Genomic DNA, 15510 nt, shown 5'->3' on the forward strand with positions numbered 1-15510 from the left:
TATTCTAATATAATTGCCATAAATGAAAAACTGTTTAAAATATATCGCCTTAGTAATCATCGGAACTGTAGTGAGTTGTAAAGACGAAGCTAAGAAACCGAAGGTAATTTATGATGCTGCAAACAAATCAAGCGTGATTGCAAAAACAGATTCTACGCAAATAGAAATTGCAGATTTGCCTATTCAGATGGAAGGAACGAATTATTTAATTCACCCAGTTGGAGATTTACGAGTTTTTGAAAGAGGTTCCAAAGCGCGTTACGGATCATCTAGTGTAAACGATGTGAGTTTTACGATTTCTAATTTAGGAGATAATGAAATTACAGGATATTTACAGAATTTAAAATTTCAGAAAGTAGATTCAGATTCAATTCGCCCTTTATCAGATAAACCAGTTTTGATTTTAACCGCTACTTATTTAAAAACAGTAGCTGATAAAACTCAGAATAAAGTAATGGTTTATACTTTGACGGATTCTGATACTAATAAAGACGGAAAAATTGATACCGGAGATATTAAAACTTTATACTTAAGTAATATCAGCGGAGAAAATTTTACCAAAGTTTCACCGGATCTTCAGGAATTGGTAGACTGGAGTTTGATAGAATCTAAAAACCGTTTGTATTTCAGAACCATTGAAGATACAAATCAAAATGGTCAGTTTGATAAAAACGACGTTTTACACTATAATTATATTGATCTGGCTTCTAAAAAATGGGAAGTTAAATCGTATAAGCCTATTTAAGAGGCTGAGGTACTGAGGCGCTAAGGTACTAAGGTGCTAAGGTTTTTTGCAAATTAAAAAAAAATATAAAAAGAAAATCGTTTAGGAATTTAAAAACTCCTAAACGATTTTCTTTTTAAGTCAACATAACAAATTATTTAATCCTATAATCCGTGGCAAAAAAACTAAGAACCTTAGTACCTTAGCATCTCAGGTCCTTAAATAAGAATATCACTTTCTAAATCTGATTTTTCGATTTCAAATCCAAAGCCCAAGCGTTCCACCAATTCAATTACCAGTTTTTTATACCAGTTTTCAGATTTGGGGTGAATGTAAATCTTCTCAATTAACTGATCGATGTTGACATTGATTTTTAAGCCATCATTTAATTTAATGTCGCTTTTTGAAGTATCACTGAGAATACGAACTTCTCTTTCGTATTGAAAACTTTTTCTTTTAAATAAAAAGGGAAAGAATAGATCATTAAATGGAATATATTCTTTTTTATAATCGATGTAGTTGACTTCGCCAATATATTGGTCGAAATTGTTTTCTGGTTTTACAGCCTTTTGCAGTCTTCCAATTGTAGACTGAATAGCCAAACCTTCATTGTTTTTTGTAAAAATCTGCCACATGGCAAACGACTCGTATTCGTTAATATGCCAACTGCTTATCGCAACTTTTTCCCGATGTGTTTTATAGTAATTTAAAAATTCGGGATTATCTACCGCCAATTTTTTGATCTCTTCATAAGTAGGTTCGCTAAAAGTACCTTCGTACTGATCTTCAAACTTGTCAGAACGTGACATGAATAATTTTTTTGAAAGTAAAAGATCAAGAAATTTAGATAAATCTAGGTATTTCCAGACAATGGTATTTGGATCGTCTGGCAGTTTTATATTGGGGTTTTTAAGATACATTTCAGGAAGCGTTACAGGATTTATTCTTTAACTAACCTAAAGTTATAAAAATAAACACAGATTAAAGAAATTAAACTTAGTTTTAATATTTCCTTAATCTGTGTAGAATATTTGTGGTCTTTATAGAAATCTTAAGATTCGAAAGATTGCATCGTTACCAGTTTATTATAAGTTCCGTTGTGAGCAATTAATTCCTCATGTGTACCTTGCTCAACGATTCTTCCTTTTTGCATTACTACAATGACATCTGCTTTTTGAATGGTTGAAAGTCTGTGCGCAATTACGATTGAAGTTCTGTTTTGCATCATATTTTCTAAAGCTACCTGAACAAATTTTTCACTTTCGGTATCTAATGCTGATGTTGCTTCGTCCAAAATCATAATTGGAGGATTTTTCAATACTGCTCTTGCAATAGATAAACGTTGTTTTTGTCCGCCAGAAAGCTTGTTTCCACTATCACCTATATTGGTGTAAATTCCTTGTGGTAATTCACTAACAAACTCATAGGCATTGGCAATTTTCAAAGCTTCGATAATTTCATCATCAGTAGCGTCTAGTTTTCCTAAAGAAATATTTGCTTTAATAGTGTCATTAAATAAAATACTATCCTGAGTAACTAAACCCATTAAGCTGCGCAGCGATTGCAGATTCATGTCTTTAATGTTGATGTCGTCAATAGAAATTGTTCCGTCATTTACATCATAGAAACGAGTCAGTAAGTTTGCGATTGTACTTTTTCCACTTCCCGATTGTCCGACAAGTGCCACAGTTTGTCCTTTTTTAATTTGAAGAGAAAAGTCTTTTAAAACCGTTTCGTCTTCATATTTAAAGTTGACATTCTGAATATTGATATTGTTATCAAAAGTTGTTTTCTCAATTGCATTTTCTTTAGAAACGATAGTGTTTTCCTGTTCTAAAATCTCAAGAACACGTTCTGCTGCGGCATTTCCTCTTTTTACTCCATAAGAAGCTTTAGAGATCGCTTTTGCTGGTGTCAGGATATTATAAGCCAATCCCATGTAGGCGATAAATGCAGCTCCTTCTAAAGTTTTATCAATCAAAACCATTTGTCCTCCATACCAAAGTAATATGGCGATTACAGAAATCCCCATAAATTCACTTGCAGGAGAAGCTAAATTCTGGCGATTTCCAATACTATTTGATAAGTTGAAAAAACGTTCTGTAGAATTTTGAAAAACACTATTAAAATAATTTTCAGAATTATATCCTTTAACTACTTTTAGTCCACCAATTGTCTCTTCAATCGTAGAAAGGAATCTTCCTTGTTCTTCCTGAGCTTTGGTGGATTGTTTTTTAAGTTGTTTTCCGATTAATGAGATAATATATCCTGAAACTGGAATAAAAATAAAAACGAACAAAGTCAATTTAGCGCTAATGATAAGCATAGTAGCTATCGTAAAAATAATCGTTAAAGGCTCTTTTACGATAAGTTCAAGAATTGCTAAAAAGGAGTTTTGGACCTCATTTACATCAGCAGAAATTCTGGAAATTACATCTCCTTTTCTTTTTTCAGAATAAAAAGCCAAAGGAAGTTCTAGTGTTTTTTTGTATAAAGCATTTCGCATGTCTTTTAAAACTCCGTTTCGCAAAAAGTTAATAAAAAACATTGCCAGGTAATCGGCTAAGTTTTTTAACAAAAAGATTGAAATTATGATCGCCACCATTACAGATAAAACATAGCCCGATTCATGGGTTCCTTTTGTCGTTGTAATGTAATAGCTTAAATAATTTTCGCCATATTCTTTAAGTCCTAATAAACCGGTATAAACTGGTTTAATAGTATTTGCTTTTGTTTTATCAAATAAAACCTGAAGCATCGGTATTAAAGCAACAAACGACAGTGTGCTGAAAAGTGCATACAAAACATTAAAGAAAATGTTTAAGAATGCGTATTTTTTATACGGATATATAAAAGGGACTATTTTTTTGAAATTACTCATTTTTATGAATATTGTTTTGTGCTATGGCAATTGCTCTTTCGAGTTTTTCTAATAATAATTTTTTCTCTGGTAATTGGGTTAAATAAGCCGAGACTTTGATTTGTTCGTCATTGTCAAGCATTAAATAATTAATTTGTTCCGGTGATTTTTCACTGCACAAAATTAATCCAATTGGTTTGTTTTCACCTTCTTTCTGCTCGTTTTTCTCCAGCCATCGAAGATATAATTCCATCTGACCTTTATAAGAAGCTTTAAATTTGCCTAATTTTAAATCAATGGCAACTAAACGTCTTAAGCCACGATGATAGAAAAGCAGATCGATGTAGAAATCTTCATCATCAATTGTTATTCTTTTTTGGCGGGCAAGAAAGGCAAATTCGCTACCCATTTCTGTAATGAAATTTTGTAATTGAGCTAAAATGGAACTTTCTAAATCCTTTTCTGAGTAACTGTCGTGCAGGCCTAAAAAATCTAAAAAGTAAGGATCTTTAAAAGCTAAATCGGGACTTATTTGTTTTTCGTTTTTTAAGAGTGCTAAATCCTGAATAATAGTTTCTTCAGGTTTTTTGCTGATGGCAGTTCTTTCAAAAAGCATGCTGTCAATACGTTCTTGTAGTGTTCTCACACTCCATCGTTCGTGAATGCTCATTTGAATATAGAAGTCACGTTTTATGTGGTCTTCAATATAAATTATATTTCTAATATGAGACCAACTCAATTTTGCACACAGTGTGTGCAAAATTGTAAAGTCTTCAATTACAGTGTTTAGTTTGATGAAACTCTGTAAGTTTCTCTTGTTAAAACCAATGCCGTATTTTTTTGTTAAGGCTTCGCTAAGCGCAGGAATAATTTTCTTCCCATAATCAGCTCTATCGTTTTTCAGAATTTCATCATTGATGTTTTTTCCGATATTCCAATATAAGAGCGTTAATTCCTGATTAACTGTTTTAGCGACAAAATGACGACTCTGATCTATTAATCCTATAATTGAATTTAATAGTTCTGGTTGAGTAGTTGTGTCAGGTTTGTCACTCATTGATTATTAATTCAATTGCATATCTGCAATGATATTTTGTATTTTTTGATCTAAAAAACTTTCGGCTTCAGTGAAATCCAAAACCGATTCTATTTCAGCATTTACACTGATGTAGAATTTAATTTTTGGCTCAGTTCCGCTTGGGCGTGCACAAATTTTAGATCCGTCTTCTGTATAATAAATCAATACATTAGATTTTGGAATATCCATTGTAGTTTCTTCATTGGTCAATAAATTTAATGCAACAGAAGATTGATAATCTTCAACCATAATCACACGCTGACCATTGATTTCTTTTAAAGGATTCTGACGTAAATTAATCATCATTTGATTGATTTCTTCTAAGCCTTCCATTCCTTTTTTAGTTAAAGAAACCAAATGTTCTTTATAGAAACCATTTTCAACATAAAGTTGTAATAGTTCTTTGTAAACAGAACTTCCAGCAGCTTTTGCCTGTGCAGCAACTTCGCAAATTAATAAGGTTGCAGCAACGGCATCTTTGTCTCTAACGGCATCGCCAACCATAAAACCAAAGCTTTCTTCACCACCACCAATAAATTGAAGTTCAGGGAAATCTTTGATCATTTTTGCGATCCATTTAAATCCTGTTAACCCAACTTTGCATTCAACACCATAGCTTGATGCTAGTTCCATCATCATTGGAGTCGAAACGATTGTTGAACCTACGAATTGTTTTCCGTTAATTTTTCCAGCTTTTTTCCATTGTTTCAATAAGAAAGAAGTCATTAAAATCATGGTTTGATTTCCGTTAAGCAAAATCATTTTACCGTCATTATCTCTAACGGCAACACCTAAACGGTCACAATCAGGATCTGTACCTACGACAATGTCAGAATTTGTTTTATCTGCCAAAGCCAAAGCCATTGTTAATGCTTCAGGTTCTTCCGGATTTGGTGATTTTACTGTTGGGAAATCTCCATCAGGAATAGCTTGTTCAGGAACAATATGAACATTTTTGTAACCAGCCTGAGATAAAGTGTCAGGAATAGATTTTATAGAAGTTCCGTGCAATGAAGTAAAAACAATTTGTAGGTTGTCTTTTGCTTCTGCAGGAGTATTAAAACTTGCATTTTCGATAGACGATTTTATAAACGCCTTGTCGATATCGGTATCAATATATTTAATCAGGCTTTCGTTTGCGTCAAATTTAATTTTGTCGTAGCCTAAATTTTCAATTACATTTATAATGGCTGCATCCTGCGGAGGAACAATTTGACCTCCATCTTGCCAATAAACTTTGTAACCATTATATTCCGGTGGATTGTGAGAAGCTGTCAAAACAATTCCGCATTGACATCCTAAGTATTTAAGCGCAAAAGATAATTCCGGAGTAGGTCTTAAATCTGAAAACAAATAAACCTGAATTCCATTTGCAGAGAAAACATCAGCCACAACTTTTGCCAAAGTACTACTGTTATGACGACAATCGTAAGCAATAACAACTTTTAATGCTTCATTTGGAAAAACTTCATGTAGGTAATTTGATAATCCCTGTGTGTTTTTTCCAAGTGTATATTTGTTGATTCTGTTGTTTCCAACGCCCATAACGCCGCGCATACCACCAGTTCCAAACTCCAGGTTTTTGTAAAAACTCTCTTCAAGTTCTTTAGGAGAAGTTGTCATTAATTCCTTAACAGCAGCTTGTGTATCCTGATCAAATGTTGGTGTTAACCATTCGTTGACTGCGTTTAATATATTAGGAGCTATATTCATGTAAATGTCTTTTTAAATAATTGTTTCTAATTAAAGATAAGTTTTTTTTCAGGAGCTAGTCCTGCTGCCGATATCGATCGGGACTATATCTTTTCTGTCTAAAGAAGCTACAAAGAGAAGGTTGTTTTCATTGTAACCAGCTTCTTAAGTTAAAAGTTAACCTCTCTCGCTACTTTATATCGTGCTTCGTTACTTTTAGTTCTTAAAATAATTTCACCAAGAAATCCTGCCAGGAATAATTGAGTTCCCAAAATCATTGTGGTTAAAGCGATATAAAACCAAGGATTGCTGGTTACTAAACTATATTTCATTCCGGTATACATATGGTATAGTTTTGAAACTCCTATATATCCTGCTGCCAGAAATCCGATAATAAACATAATAGAACCCATGGCGCCAAATAGGTGCATAGGTCTTTTTCCGAATCTTGATAAAAACCAAATGGTAATTAAATCCAGGAATCCGTTTATAAAACGTTCCATTCCAAATTTAGTTTCACCATATTTTCTTGCCTGATGAATTACTACTTTTTCACCAATTTTCCCGAAACCGGCATTTTTTGCCAAAACTGGAATATATCGGTGCATTTCGCCAGAAACTTCGATGTTTTTAACGACAACATTTTTGTACGCTTTTAATCCGCAGTTAAAATCGTTTAACTCAACGCCAGATGTTTTTCTTGCCGCCCAGTTAAATAATTTCGATGGTAGATTTTTGGCCACAACAGAGTCGTATCGTTTCTTTTTCCATCCGGATACCAAATCAAATCTTTCTTTGGTGATCATTTCGTATAGTTCAGGAATTTCATCCGGACTATCTTGTAAATCGGCATCCATAGTAATAATCACATCGCCTTTTGCTTTTGCAAAACCTGCATGCAAAGCCTGTGATTTTCCAAAGTTTTTCATGAAACGAATCCCTTTTACATTTGGATTTTCGTTAGAAAAGCTTTCAATAATATTCCACGATTCATCCGTACTTCCATCATCTACAAAAATGATTTCATAAGAGTAATTGTTGGATTGCATCACTTTAATAATCCACGAATAGAGTTCTTTAAGTGATTCCTCCTCGTTTAGAAGCGGTATAAGTATAGATAAATTCATTTATATTTTTATTCTTGAGTAGATTTGCTTTTGAAAAATGCAGCTAAAATTAATCCTAAAATAGAATAACCAACTATGCTGAAAATCAACGCTTTTAATTGTTCAATAGTGGAGAAAGGATTGTTTTCTTTCATTTTAGCTAATGCTTCATTTATTGAAGCAGCCGGAGTTCCGAATTTTTGCAATGTTTCAGCCATATATTTAATCAATAAGTCGCTTATGGTCGCTTTTGCTTCGGGATCAATGACGTTAAATAACAGGATACTGAACAAAGTAGAAATTGTCACAGCAATTATTGTAGTTATAAAAAAGGTAGTAAATGCATCTTTAAAAGAGAAAAAACCATTGATGTCTTTTTTTGTTTTGACAAGTAATAAGATACCTATTACTACATAAATAACGAAAGTTAAACCGCCAATCCAGCCTGATACAAATAATTTTAAATCTATGGCATATATAGCTGCTGTAATTAATGCCAGAATAATTCCTAAGGTAATTCCGTAAGTAACACCGTTCTTTTTTATAACTTCATTAATCATATTTCTATATGTTTTAAAATTAATCCACAAATATAGTAATTCCCACTATAATCGGAGATAAAAAAAGCTTTTCGAAATAAACTAAAAAAAAGTGGGCTAAGTATTTGTTTATTAAAAAAGAATTGTAAATTTGCACACTCAAAAATAATTAAATTTTTAAACAAAAAAAGAGTAGTGTTGTTTATACCTTTTTCTAACCATGGAAAAGCTTCAAGATAAAAATGCTCTAAACAATAAATAAAAGAAAAGATGAAAAAAGGAATTCACCCAGAAAATTACAGATTAGTTGCATTTAAAGACATGTCAAACGATGAGGTTTTTATCACTAAATCTACTGCAGATACAAAAGAAACAATTGAAGTTGACGGAGTTGAGTATCCAGTTGTAAAAATGGAGATTTCTAGAACATCTCACCCTTTTTATACTGGTAAATCTAAACTTATCGATACTGCAGGACGTATTGACAAGTTCAAAACTAAATATGCAAAACACGTTAAAAACTAATAACTGTTTTTACTTATACAAAAGCCTTCCGATTGGAAGGCTTTTTTTATGCGATTAATTTATTAAAGGGATATAATTTTAAAATAAGTGTGCTGGTAAATTAATAATTGATGAATTTGTGGCTATTTACATAAAAACATGTTTAATGTAAAACATAAATATTTGTAACTTTGAACCCTATAACCAAATCAAGATTTTAACAAGTTCCAAACATTTTATTTATGAACTACATTCTTTTTGACGGTCCCGTCCGGAATGCTTTATTACCTTTTACTTTTACAAGGCCGGTGGCTGATATCTTAATCGGGATTATGACGATTCGCCAAAAATGGGAAGCCCGTTTAGGTTCTACTATAACTACAATTACTGAAGAATATCTTTCAGAGAAATTTCCAATGGTTGAATTGGAAGAAAACGTAATGATTAATGCAGCATATTTGCCAAATGATGTGCTTGCGGAAATGGTTTCTGATTTAAAAGAAAATCAGGCAATCTTCAAAGGAGATGACGTAATTGCTTTTTTTACAACAGAAAATCAGGAAGAAGTTGATTTTGATTCTTATGAAATCATTCAGTATAATGATGATTGTTTGACAGTTGAACATACCTGGGATATTTTCTCTAAAAATGATGCTGCAATTCGTGCCGATTTTGTTTACCTGACTGAAGATAGAAAATCACAGCCAATTCCGAAAAGCGTTAATGTAATTGCGCCGGAAAATATATTTATTGAAGAAGGAGCAAAATTAGAGTTCGTAACTTTGAATGCTTCAACTGGTCCTATATATATAGGTAAGAATTCTGAGATTATGGAAGGAACTGTAATTCGCGGTCCTTTTGCTTTATGCGAAAATGCTTCTGTAAAATTGAATGCTAAAATTTATGGCGCGACAACTGTTGGTCCGGGATCAAGAATAGGAGGAGAGGTGAAGAATTCTGTTTTATTTCAAAATTCAAATAAAGGACATGACGGATTTTTAGGGGATTCTGTTTTAGGAGAATGGTGTAACATTGGTGCAGATTCAAATAATTCAAACCTTAAAAACAATTACGAAGAAGTGAAATTGTGGAGCTACGAAACAGAAGGTTTTGCTAAAACGGGACTTCAGTTTTGTGGTTTAATGATGGGAGATCATAGTAAATGTGGTATAAATACCATGTTTAACACAGGAACTGTTGTGGGAGTAAGCGCTAATATTTTTGGTTCAGGTTTTCCTCGTAATTTTGTTCCGAGTTTTTCTTGGGGCGGAGCTGCCGGATTTACTACTTATGTAACTAAAAAAGCTTTTGAAACGGCAAGATTAGTTTTGAGTAGAAGAAATATTGAATTTGATGAAGTTGAAGCTTCAATCTTAGAACATATTTTTGAAGAGACAAAGAAATGGAGAAAGGATTAATTAGATAATTAGTCAATCTGAAAATTAGATAATTTTTGCAAACCCGACAGGTTTTTTTAAACCTGTCGGGTTTTATGTTATTTGTCAATTCTGACGAAATTTCCCTGAGTATCAAATATTAATTCAATATTGCTTGAAAGTTCTATTTCTGTGTGCGTGCTTTCTTTGTCAATTGAGGTTATGAATTGATTTACATAATTTGTAGTTACATAAGTATTAATTTTTTCAGGAATCAATTCGACTGGAACCGGCTGATGATTTCCGTCAATATCAACCCAGTTTCCGTTGGCATCAAAATCAATTTCAAAACCATTGGTTAAGTAAACATCATAAATTGAACCGTCCCGATCTGCTGTTTTTTGCTTTTTTACCAATTGGTAAGTAGCGTTAGGGAAATATGTAGTAATAAATGTGTTTACACTTGCAGGTAATTCTGTTGCGGGAATCGTATATTCTCTGTCATCGTCGTTATCGCATGAAGTTATAGTTAATAATAGTGATAAAGCTATAAATCCAGATAAGATTACTTTTTTCATGATTGTATTAATTTAATGTTGTTTAATTATCTATTCGTATAAAATTTCCTTTGGAATTAAATTCCAGTTCAATGCCATTGTTTAAATCTACTTCGTAACCCCAGCTTCCTTTGTCGATCTTTGTAATTGCAGTATTAGCGAAATTTGCTTTTACATAAGATAGAATCGATTTTGGGATCATTGTTGTTGGAATTTCGGCGTGGTTTCCATCAACTTCTTCCCAGTTTCCTTTGCTGTCAAATTCTACTTCGATATTATTTGCGAACTGAACTTTGTAATCTTTGGTAAAAGTTTCTTTGTCCTCAATAATGTAATTAGGTTCCTGACCTGTAAAATGAGTTTTTAGAAAAGTCTGGGCGTTTGCCGGTAAAGAAGATTTGGCAATTGGAGTCTTTTGCGCGCTAACCGAAAGTCCGAAGAGTAGCCCAATGCACAGACAGCCAATCAGATTTGATCTCGTTTTCATAATTGAATATTTAAATTTGATACAAGTCTACAACCTGAATCTGGAAACAATTAGGAAAGAATAAAGAAAAAGACTACTTTTTAGGAAAAGTGATTTTAAATTGATGGTGGTCGTTAAATACGTAGTCTACAGTAATAGAATAATTATTTATAATAGATTTTACTATCGATAAACCTAAGCCGGTAGATTCGCTGGTAGTGGTATGACGGTAAAATCTGTTGAAGATTGAATTTGAATTTAGTGGAGTATTGCTGCCGCTATTTGAAATTAAAATTTCATTGTCGTTTATTATAAAATCTACAAAACCATTTGGGTGATTGTGTATTAATGCGTTTTTCAATAAATTACTAATTAATGCTACGGCAAGACCTTTATTCATTGTAAAAAACAACGTAGCATTTTCGGTTATTGTGATTTTTACTTTTTTAAAATCTGCCAAATCAGAATAATCATCTGTTAATACTAAAATAAGTTGGTTGAAATTGATGTTTTCTTCTTCAGAATATTGTTGATTTTCGATCTTAGATAACATTAGCAACGATTTATTCAATCGGGTTAACCGGTTTAGGGTGTCGGTAATTTTGCCAATTTCGATCATTTGCTCGTCAGGTAGATTGGTGTTTTCTGCAAATAATTCTAATTTATTAATGCTAATGGCTAGCGGAGTTTGTAATTCGTGCGAAGCATTTTCGATAAATTGTTTTTGACTCGAATAAATAATTTCGTTTCGGCTGAGCATTTTTTCTACTTCAGCGGCCAGTGTATTAAATTCGTTTATAGGAGAATTTATGGGTTTTAGTTTATTTCCAGCTCCAAGTTTGATTCCTTTTAGATTCTCCAGGATAATGTGAAACGATTTCCATATTTTTTTCAAAAGCAGGTGATTAACAGCAAGGATGCTAATAACCAGCATAACATAAAGACCAATTAAAGCTAAAAACAAATCCTCAAGCAGTTCATCTTCTTCTACTATAGAAGCTTTTATGGTTAATTCGTGCGGGTTTCCTTTTTGATCCCTGAAAACCGTTTTTAAAATTCTAATGGGTTGATTCTCGTTATCATATTCCATGAATTCTTTTGTAGATGTAATTTTATCTTTGTAAGAGTAATTGCCTTTTGGGAGCGGTCTGATCGTAAATTTATTAATACCGAATTCAGGAGTATTCAATAGTTTTTGGTCTGCAAAAGCATGACGGATAATAATGATTTTTGAATTTTTTAAATCATCATCAATATTATCATAGACTTCATCTAAAATTAGAACATAAAAAATTCCGGCCCAGATTGGGATAATAATTAATAAAGTAAGTGCTAAATAGCGAAGCGTGTAGTTTTGTAATTTCATTACGTCATTTTATATCCAATCCCATAAACCGCCTGAATGTCCATTTCTGCCTGACTGTCTTTTAATTTTTTTCGTAAATTTTTGATTTGTGAATATACAAAATCCAAATTATCTGCCTGATCGGTATGATCGCCCCAGACGTATTCAGCGATAGCAGTTTTATTAATTAACCGATTTGGGTTGATGATGAAGTAATATAAGAGATCAAATTCTTTTCGGTTTAAAACCAATTCCTGACTGTTAATAGAAACCGTTCTTTGTTCGGGCGAAAGTGAGATGTTTTTCCAGACAATCGTATTGTCGCCATTGTGATTATTGCGCCTCATAGCCGATTTTACTCTGGCATGCAGTTCAGATAGATGAAACGGTTTACTCAAATAATCATCGGCACCCAGGTCAAGCCCTTCAACTTTATCTGTAACGGCATCTTTTGCCGAAATAATAATTACAGCGCTCTGCTTTTTTTGTTTTTTTATTTCTCTAAGAAGGTTTAATCCATTCCCGTCGGGAAGCATGATGTCGATTAAGATGCAATCGTAATCGTAAGTAACAATTTTGTCAAAACCTGAAATATAGTCTTGCGCTGTTTCTATACTATATTTTTCCTTTTCAAGTGATTGCTGAATCACTTCACGTAAACCAGCTTCATCTTCTATAATTAAAATTTTCATTCGTGCCTGTTTTTGTGTATTTCAAATGTAAGAATAGAAGCCCAAATTTAAGTTGACTTTCTGGAAACATTTGGGAATTTGGGTAATTAGATAATTAGAAAATGTGCCAATTAGATAATTCTTGTAACCTTAAACAAAACCCGACAGGTTTTGAAAACCTGTCGGGTTTAATTGCGCGTAAAATGGTCTAATTATCTAATTGACACATTTTCTAATTTACCTTATTTGTCAATCTTAATAAAAGTTTCTTTTAAGTTGAATTTTAATTCTAAACCGTTACTAAGTTTTGTTTCATAACCAGAACTTCCAATTTCTATTTTGCTGACATCTTCTTTTGGGAAATTTGTTTTTATGTAAGTAGCAATTTTTTTAGGAACTATAGATTTTGGAATTTTAGAGTTTTTGCCATCAACTTCTTTCCAGTTTCCTTTCTTGTCAAATTCAATTTCGATCTCATTGTCAAATTTAACTTTGTATTCTGTAGAAAGAATCTCTTTGTCTTGTAGTATGTAGCTCGGTTTTTTCGAACCAAAATGTGTCTTTAAAAAAGTTTGAGCATTTGCTGGCAAAGCCTCTTTTTTAATTACAGTTTTTTGAGCATTTGCAGAAAGTCCAAATATTAACCCTGCAATTAAGTAGATGGTCAGTTTTAATTTCGTTTTCATAATTTGCTGATTTTTAAAATTATACTACAAGATAAGACTAAAATTTTGAAATATTAAAAACCATTACGGTTTCGTTTATTACAATTAAGACATTATTTAATTGGTAAGTTATCTAAGTGACACATTTTCAAAATTATCTAATTATCTCATTGGTACATTATCTAATTTAAATCTATCTTTGCACCACGAAAAAAATGGGTGGTCAGATAAACGATTAACCGATTAAACAAATTAACAAAGACAAATGATTACAGTTAACGATATTTCGGTTCAGTTTGGTGGAACTACACTTTTTAGCGACGTTTCTTTTGCTATAAATGAAAATGATAAAATCGCCCTTATGGGTAAAAACGGTGCAGGAAAATCTACACTTTTAAAAATAATCGCCGGACAAAGTAAACCTTCAACCGGAAATGTTTCAACACCAAAAGATGCTGTTGTGGCTTATTTGCCTCAGCATTTATTGACTAAAGATGGTTCGACTGTAATGGAAGAAGCGTCTAAAGCTTTTGGTGAGATTTTTAGAATGAAAGCTGAAATTGACGAAATCAACGAGCAATTAACGGTTCGTACTGATTATGAAAGTGATGAGTACATGAAATTGATCGAAAGAGTTTCTGACTTAAGCGAGAAATATTATGCTATTGAAGAGGTAAACTACGAGGCTGAAGTAGAGAAAATTTTGGTGGGTCTTGGTTTTGAACGTGAAGATTTTACACGTCAGACTTCAGAATTTTCAGGAGGATGGAGAATGCGTATCGAATTAGCTAAAATTCTTCTTCAAAAACCGGATTTAATTTTACTGGATGAGCCAACCAACCACATGGATATTGAAAGTATTCAATGGTTAGAGGAGTTTTTGTTGACTTCTGCGAAAGCGGTTGTGGTAATTTCGCACGATAGAGCGTTTGTAGATAATATTACAAACAGAACTATCGAAGTAACAATGGGAAGAATTTACGATTATAAAGCTAAATATTCTCATTATTTAGAATTAAGAAAAGACCGTCGTATTCACCAGCAAAAAGCATACGATGAGCAGCAAAAAATGATTGCAGACAATAGAACGTTTATTGACCGTTTTAAAGGAACTTTTTCTAAAACAGATGCCGTTCAGTCTCGTGTAAAAATGCTGGAAAAATTAGTTATTGTTCAGGTTGATGAAGTAGATACTTCTGCGTTACGTTTGAAATTTCCTCCGGCGCCACGTTCAGGACAATATCCTGTTATTGTAAAGGAAATGTCTAAATCGTACGGAGATCATGTGGTTTTTAAAGATGCAAATATCGTAATCGAAAGAGGTCAGAAAGTTGCTTTTGTTGGGAAGAATGGAGAAGGAAAGTCAACAATGATCAAGGCGATTATGAAAGAAATCGGTGTTGATGAAGGAAGTGTTGAAATTGGTCATAATTCTCAAATTGGATATTTTGCCCAAAACCAGGCTTCTTTATTAGATGAAAATGCTACGATTTTTGAAACTATCGATAATATTGCGGTTGGAGATATCAGAACACAGATTAAAAATATCTTAGGAGCATTTATGTTTCAGGGTGATGATATTACTAAAAAAGTAAAAGTACTTTCGGGTGGAGAAAAAACGCGTCTTGCAATGGTTAAATTATTGTTGGAGCCTGTTAATTTATTGATTCTGGATGAGCCTTCAAATCACCTTGATATGAAGACTAAAGATATTATCAAAGATGCGTTGCGTGATTTTGAGGGAACTTTAATTTTGGTTTCTCACGATCGTGATTTCCTTGACGGACTGGCAACTAAAGTTTTTGAATTTGGAAACAAAAGAGTAAAAGAGCATTTTGAAGATGTTGCAGGATTTCTGGCGCACAAAAAAATGGACTCAATGAAAGAGATAGAAAAGTAGTTTTACTTTTTGAAAATATAAAAAGGC

General features: G+C 32.7%; 15 protein-coding genes. 4 read left to right on the top strand and 11 right to left on the bottom strand.

Annotated features, from left to right (window positions below; all coding sequences use genetic code 11):
- Window positions 1–22 precede the first annotated feature (22 nt).
- Window positions 23–745, top strand: a complete 723-nt coding sequence (locus KHA98_RS16865; protein ID WP_213259065.1) for a hypothetical protein — start codon at window positions 23–25, stop codon at window positions 743–745.
- 197 nt (window positions 746–942) lie between these two features.
- On the opposite strand, the gene KHA98_RS16870 is transcribed toward KHA98_RS16865, so the two are convergent.
- The 6 genes from KHA98_RS16870 to KHA98_RS16895 form a co-directional block, all read right to left on the bottom strand.
- Complete coding sequence (locus KHA98_RS16870) at window positions 943–1644, bottom strand: hypothetical protein (protein WP_213259066.1); 702 nt, start codon at window positions 1642–1644, stop codon at window positions 943–945.
- Between the two features lie 131 nt (window positions 1645–1775).
- On the bottom strand, window positions 1776–3605 hold the full coding sequence (locus KHA98_RS16875) for an ABC transporter ATP-binding protein (RefSeq protein WP_213259067.1): 1830 nt from the start codon (window positions 3603–3605) through the stop codon (window positions 1776–1778).
- The gene (locus KHA98_RS16880; RefSeq protein WP_213259068.1) at window positions 3598–4641 is read right to left on the bottom strand and encodes a PDDEXK nuclease domain-containing protein; all 1044 of its coding nucleotides are present in this window, start codon (window positions 4639–4641) and stop codon (window positions 3598–3600) included. Before KHA98_RS16880 ends, KHA98_RS16875 begins: the two co-directional genes overlap by 8 nt.
- 6 nt (window positions 4642–4647) lie before the next feature.
- The gene (locus KHA98_RS16885; RefSeq protein ID WP_213259069.1) at window positions 4648–6375 is read right to left on the bottom strand and encodes a phospho-sugar mutase; all 1728 of its coding nucleotides are present in this window, start codon (window positions 6373–6375) and stop codon (window positions 4648–4650) included.
- Between the two features lie 149 nt (window positions 6376–6524).
- Complete coding sequence (locus tag KHA98_RS16890; RefSeq protein ID WP_213259070.1) at window positions 6525–7481, bottom strand: glycosyltransferase family 2 protein; 957 nt, start codon at window positions 7479–7481, stop codon at window positions 6525–6527.
- Between the two features lie 8 nt (window positions 7482–7489).
- A complete protein-coding gene (locus KHA98_RS16895) occupies window positions 7490–8020 on the bottom strand; it encodes a DUF4199 domain-containing protein (protein WP_213259071.1) in 531 nt (176 codons plus the stop codon).
- Window positions 8021–8269: 249 nt separating this feature from the next.
- On the opposite strand from KHA98_RS16895, the gene KHA98_RS16900 reads away from it, so the two are divergent.
- Both KHA98_RS16900 and KHA98_RS16905 read left to right on the top strand, forming a co-directional pair.
- Entirely contained in the window at window positions 8270–8524 is a 255-nt protein-coding gene (locus tag KHA98_RS16900; RefSeq protein ID WP_029272307.1) for a type B 50S ribosomal protein L31, read from the top strand.
- Window positions 8525–8745: 221 nt separating this feature from the next.
- Complete coding sequence (locus KHA98_RS16905; RefSeq protein ID WP_213259072.1) at window positions 8746–9921, top strand: GlmU family protein; 1176 nt, start codon at window positions 8746–8748, stop codon at window positions 9919–9921.
- A 77-nt stretch (window positions 9922–9998) separates the two neighbouring features.
- On the opposite strand, the gene KHA98_RS16910 is transcribed toward KHA98_RS16905, so the two are convergent.
- The 5 genes from KHA98_RS16910 to KHA98_RS16930 form a co-directional block, all read right to left on the bottom strand.
- Window positions 9999–10457: a PepSY-like domain-containing protein gene (locus KHA98_RS16910; RefSeq protein WP_213259073.1), complete on the bottom strand. Its 459-nt coding sequence runs from the start codon at window positions 10455–10457 to the stop codon at window positions 9999–10001.
- 22 nt (window positions 10458–10479) lie between these two features.
- Entirely contained in the window at window positions 10480–10923 is a 444-nt protein-coding gene (locus KHA98_RS16915) for a PepSY-like domain-containing protein (protein ID WP_213259074.1), read from the bottom strand.
- Between the two features lie 73 nt (window positions 10924–10996).
- Complete coding sequence (locus KHA98_RS16920) at window positions 10997–12268, bottom strand: sensor histidine kinase (RefSeq protein ID WP_213259075.1); 1272 nt, start codon at window positions 12266–12268, stop codon at window positions 10997–10999.
- The gene (locus KHA98_RS16925) at window positions 12268–12939 is read right to left on the bottom strand and encodes a response regulator transcription factor (RefSeq protein ID WP_213259076.1); all 672 of its coding nucleotides are present in this window, start codon (window positions 12937–12939) and stop codon (window positions 12268–12270) included. Before KHA98_RS16925 ends, KHA98_RS16920 begins: the two co-directional genes overlap by 1 nt.
- A 221-nt stretch (window positions 12940–13160) precedes the next feature.
- The gene (locus KHA98_RS16930; protein WP_213259077.1) at window positions 13161–13604 is read right to left on the bottom strand and encodes a PepSY-like domain-containing protein; all 444 of its coding nucleotides are present in this window, start codon (window positions 13602–13604) and stop codon (window positions 13161–13163) included.
- A gap of 244 nt (window positions 13605–13848) precedes the next feature.
- On the opposite strand from KHA98_RS16930, the gene KHA98_RS16935 reads away from it, so the two are divergent.
- A complete protein-coding gene (locus tag KHA98_RS16935; protein WP_213259078.1) occupies window positions 13849–15483 on the top strand; it encodes an ABC-F family ATP-binding cassette domain-containing protein in 1635 nt (544 codons plus the stop codon).
- The last annotated feature ends 27 nt before the right edge of the window (window positions 15484–15510 follow it).

The organism is Flavobacterium branchiicola (assembly GCF_018383905.1).
In the GTDB taxonomy this organism is placed as follows: domain Bacteria; phylum Bacteroidota; class Bacteroidia; order Flavobacteriales; family Flavobacteriaceae; genus Flavobacterium; species Flavobacterium branchiicola.

Bases quoted from the DNA above. Each gene is read 5' to 3' on its own strand.
- KHA98_RS16890 (WP_213259070.1), bottom strand. From the start codon at position 7,481: ATGAATTTATCTATACTTATACCGCTTCTAAACGAGGAGGAATCACTT.
- KHA98_RS16905 (WP_213259072.1), top strand. From the start codon at position 8,746: ATGAACTACATTCTTTTTGACGGTCCCGTCCGGAATGCTTTATTACCT.
- KHA98_RS16930 (WP_213259077.1), bottom strand. From the start codon at position 13,604: ATGAAAACGAAATTAAAACTGACCATCTACTTAATTGCAGGGTTAATA.
- KHA98_RS16920 (WP_213259075.1), bottom strand. From the start codon at position 12,268: ATGAAATTACAAAACTACACGCTTCGCTATTTAGCACTTACTTTATTA.
- KHA98_RS16935 (WP_213259078.1), top strand. From the start codon at position 13,849: ATGATTACAGTTAACGATATTTCGGTTCAGTTTGGTGGAACTACACTT.
- KHA98_RS16915 (WP_213259074.1), bottom strand. From the start codon at position 10,923: ATGAAAACGAGATCAAATCTGATTGGCTGTCTGTGCATTGGGCTACTC.
- KHA98_RS16885 (WP_213259069.1), bottom strand. From the start codon at position 6,375: ATGAATATAGCTCCTAATATATTAAACGCAGTCAACGAATGGTTAACA.
- KHA98_RS16895 (WP_213259071.1), bottom strand. From the start codon at position 8,020: ATGATTAATGAAGTTATAAAAAAGAACGGTGTTACTTACGGAATTACC.
- KHA98_RS16875 (WP_213259067.1), bottom strand. From the start codon at position 3,605: ATGAGTAATTTCAAAAAAATAGTCCCTTTTATATATCCGTATAAAAAA.
- KHA98_RS16900 (WP_029272307.1), top strand. From the start codon at position 8,270: ATGAAAAAAGGAATTCACCCAGAAAATTACAGATTAGTTGCATTTAAA.
- KHA98_RS16870 (WP_213259066.1), bottom strand. From the start codon at position 1,644: ATGTATCTTAAAAACCCCAATATAAAACTGCCAGACGATCCAAATACC.
- KHA98_RS16910 (WP_213259073.1), bottom strand. From the start codon at position 10,457: ATGAAAAAAGTAATCTTATCTGGATTTATAGCTTTATCACTATTATTA.
- KHA98_RS16880 (WP_213259068.1), bottom strand. From the start codon at position 4,641: ATGAGTGACAAACCTGACACAACTACTCAACCAGAACTATTAAATTCA.
- KHA98_RS16865 (WP_213259065.1), top strand. From the start codon at position 23: ATGAAAAACTGTTTAAAATATATCGCCTTAGTAATCATCGGAACTGTA.
- KHA98_RS16925 (WP_213259076.1), bottom strand. From the start codon at position 12,939: ATGAAAATTTTAATTATAGAAGATGAAGCTGGTTTACGTGAAGTGATT.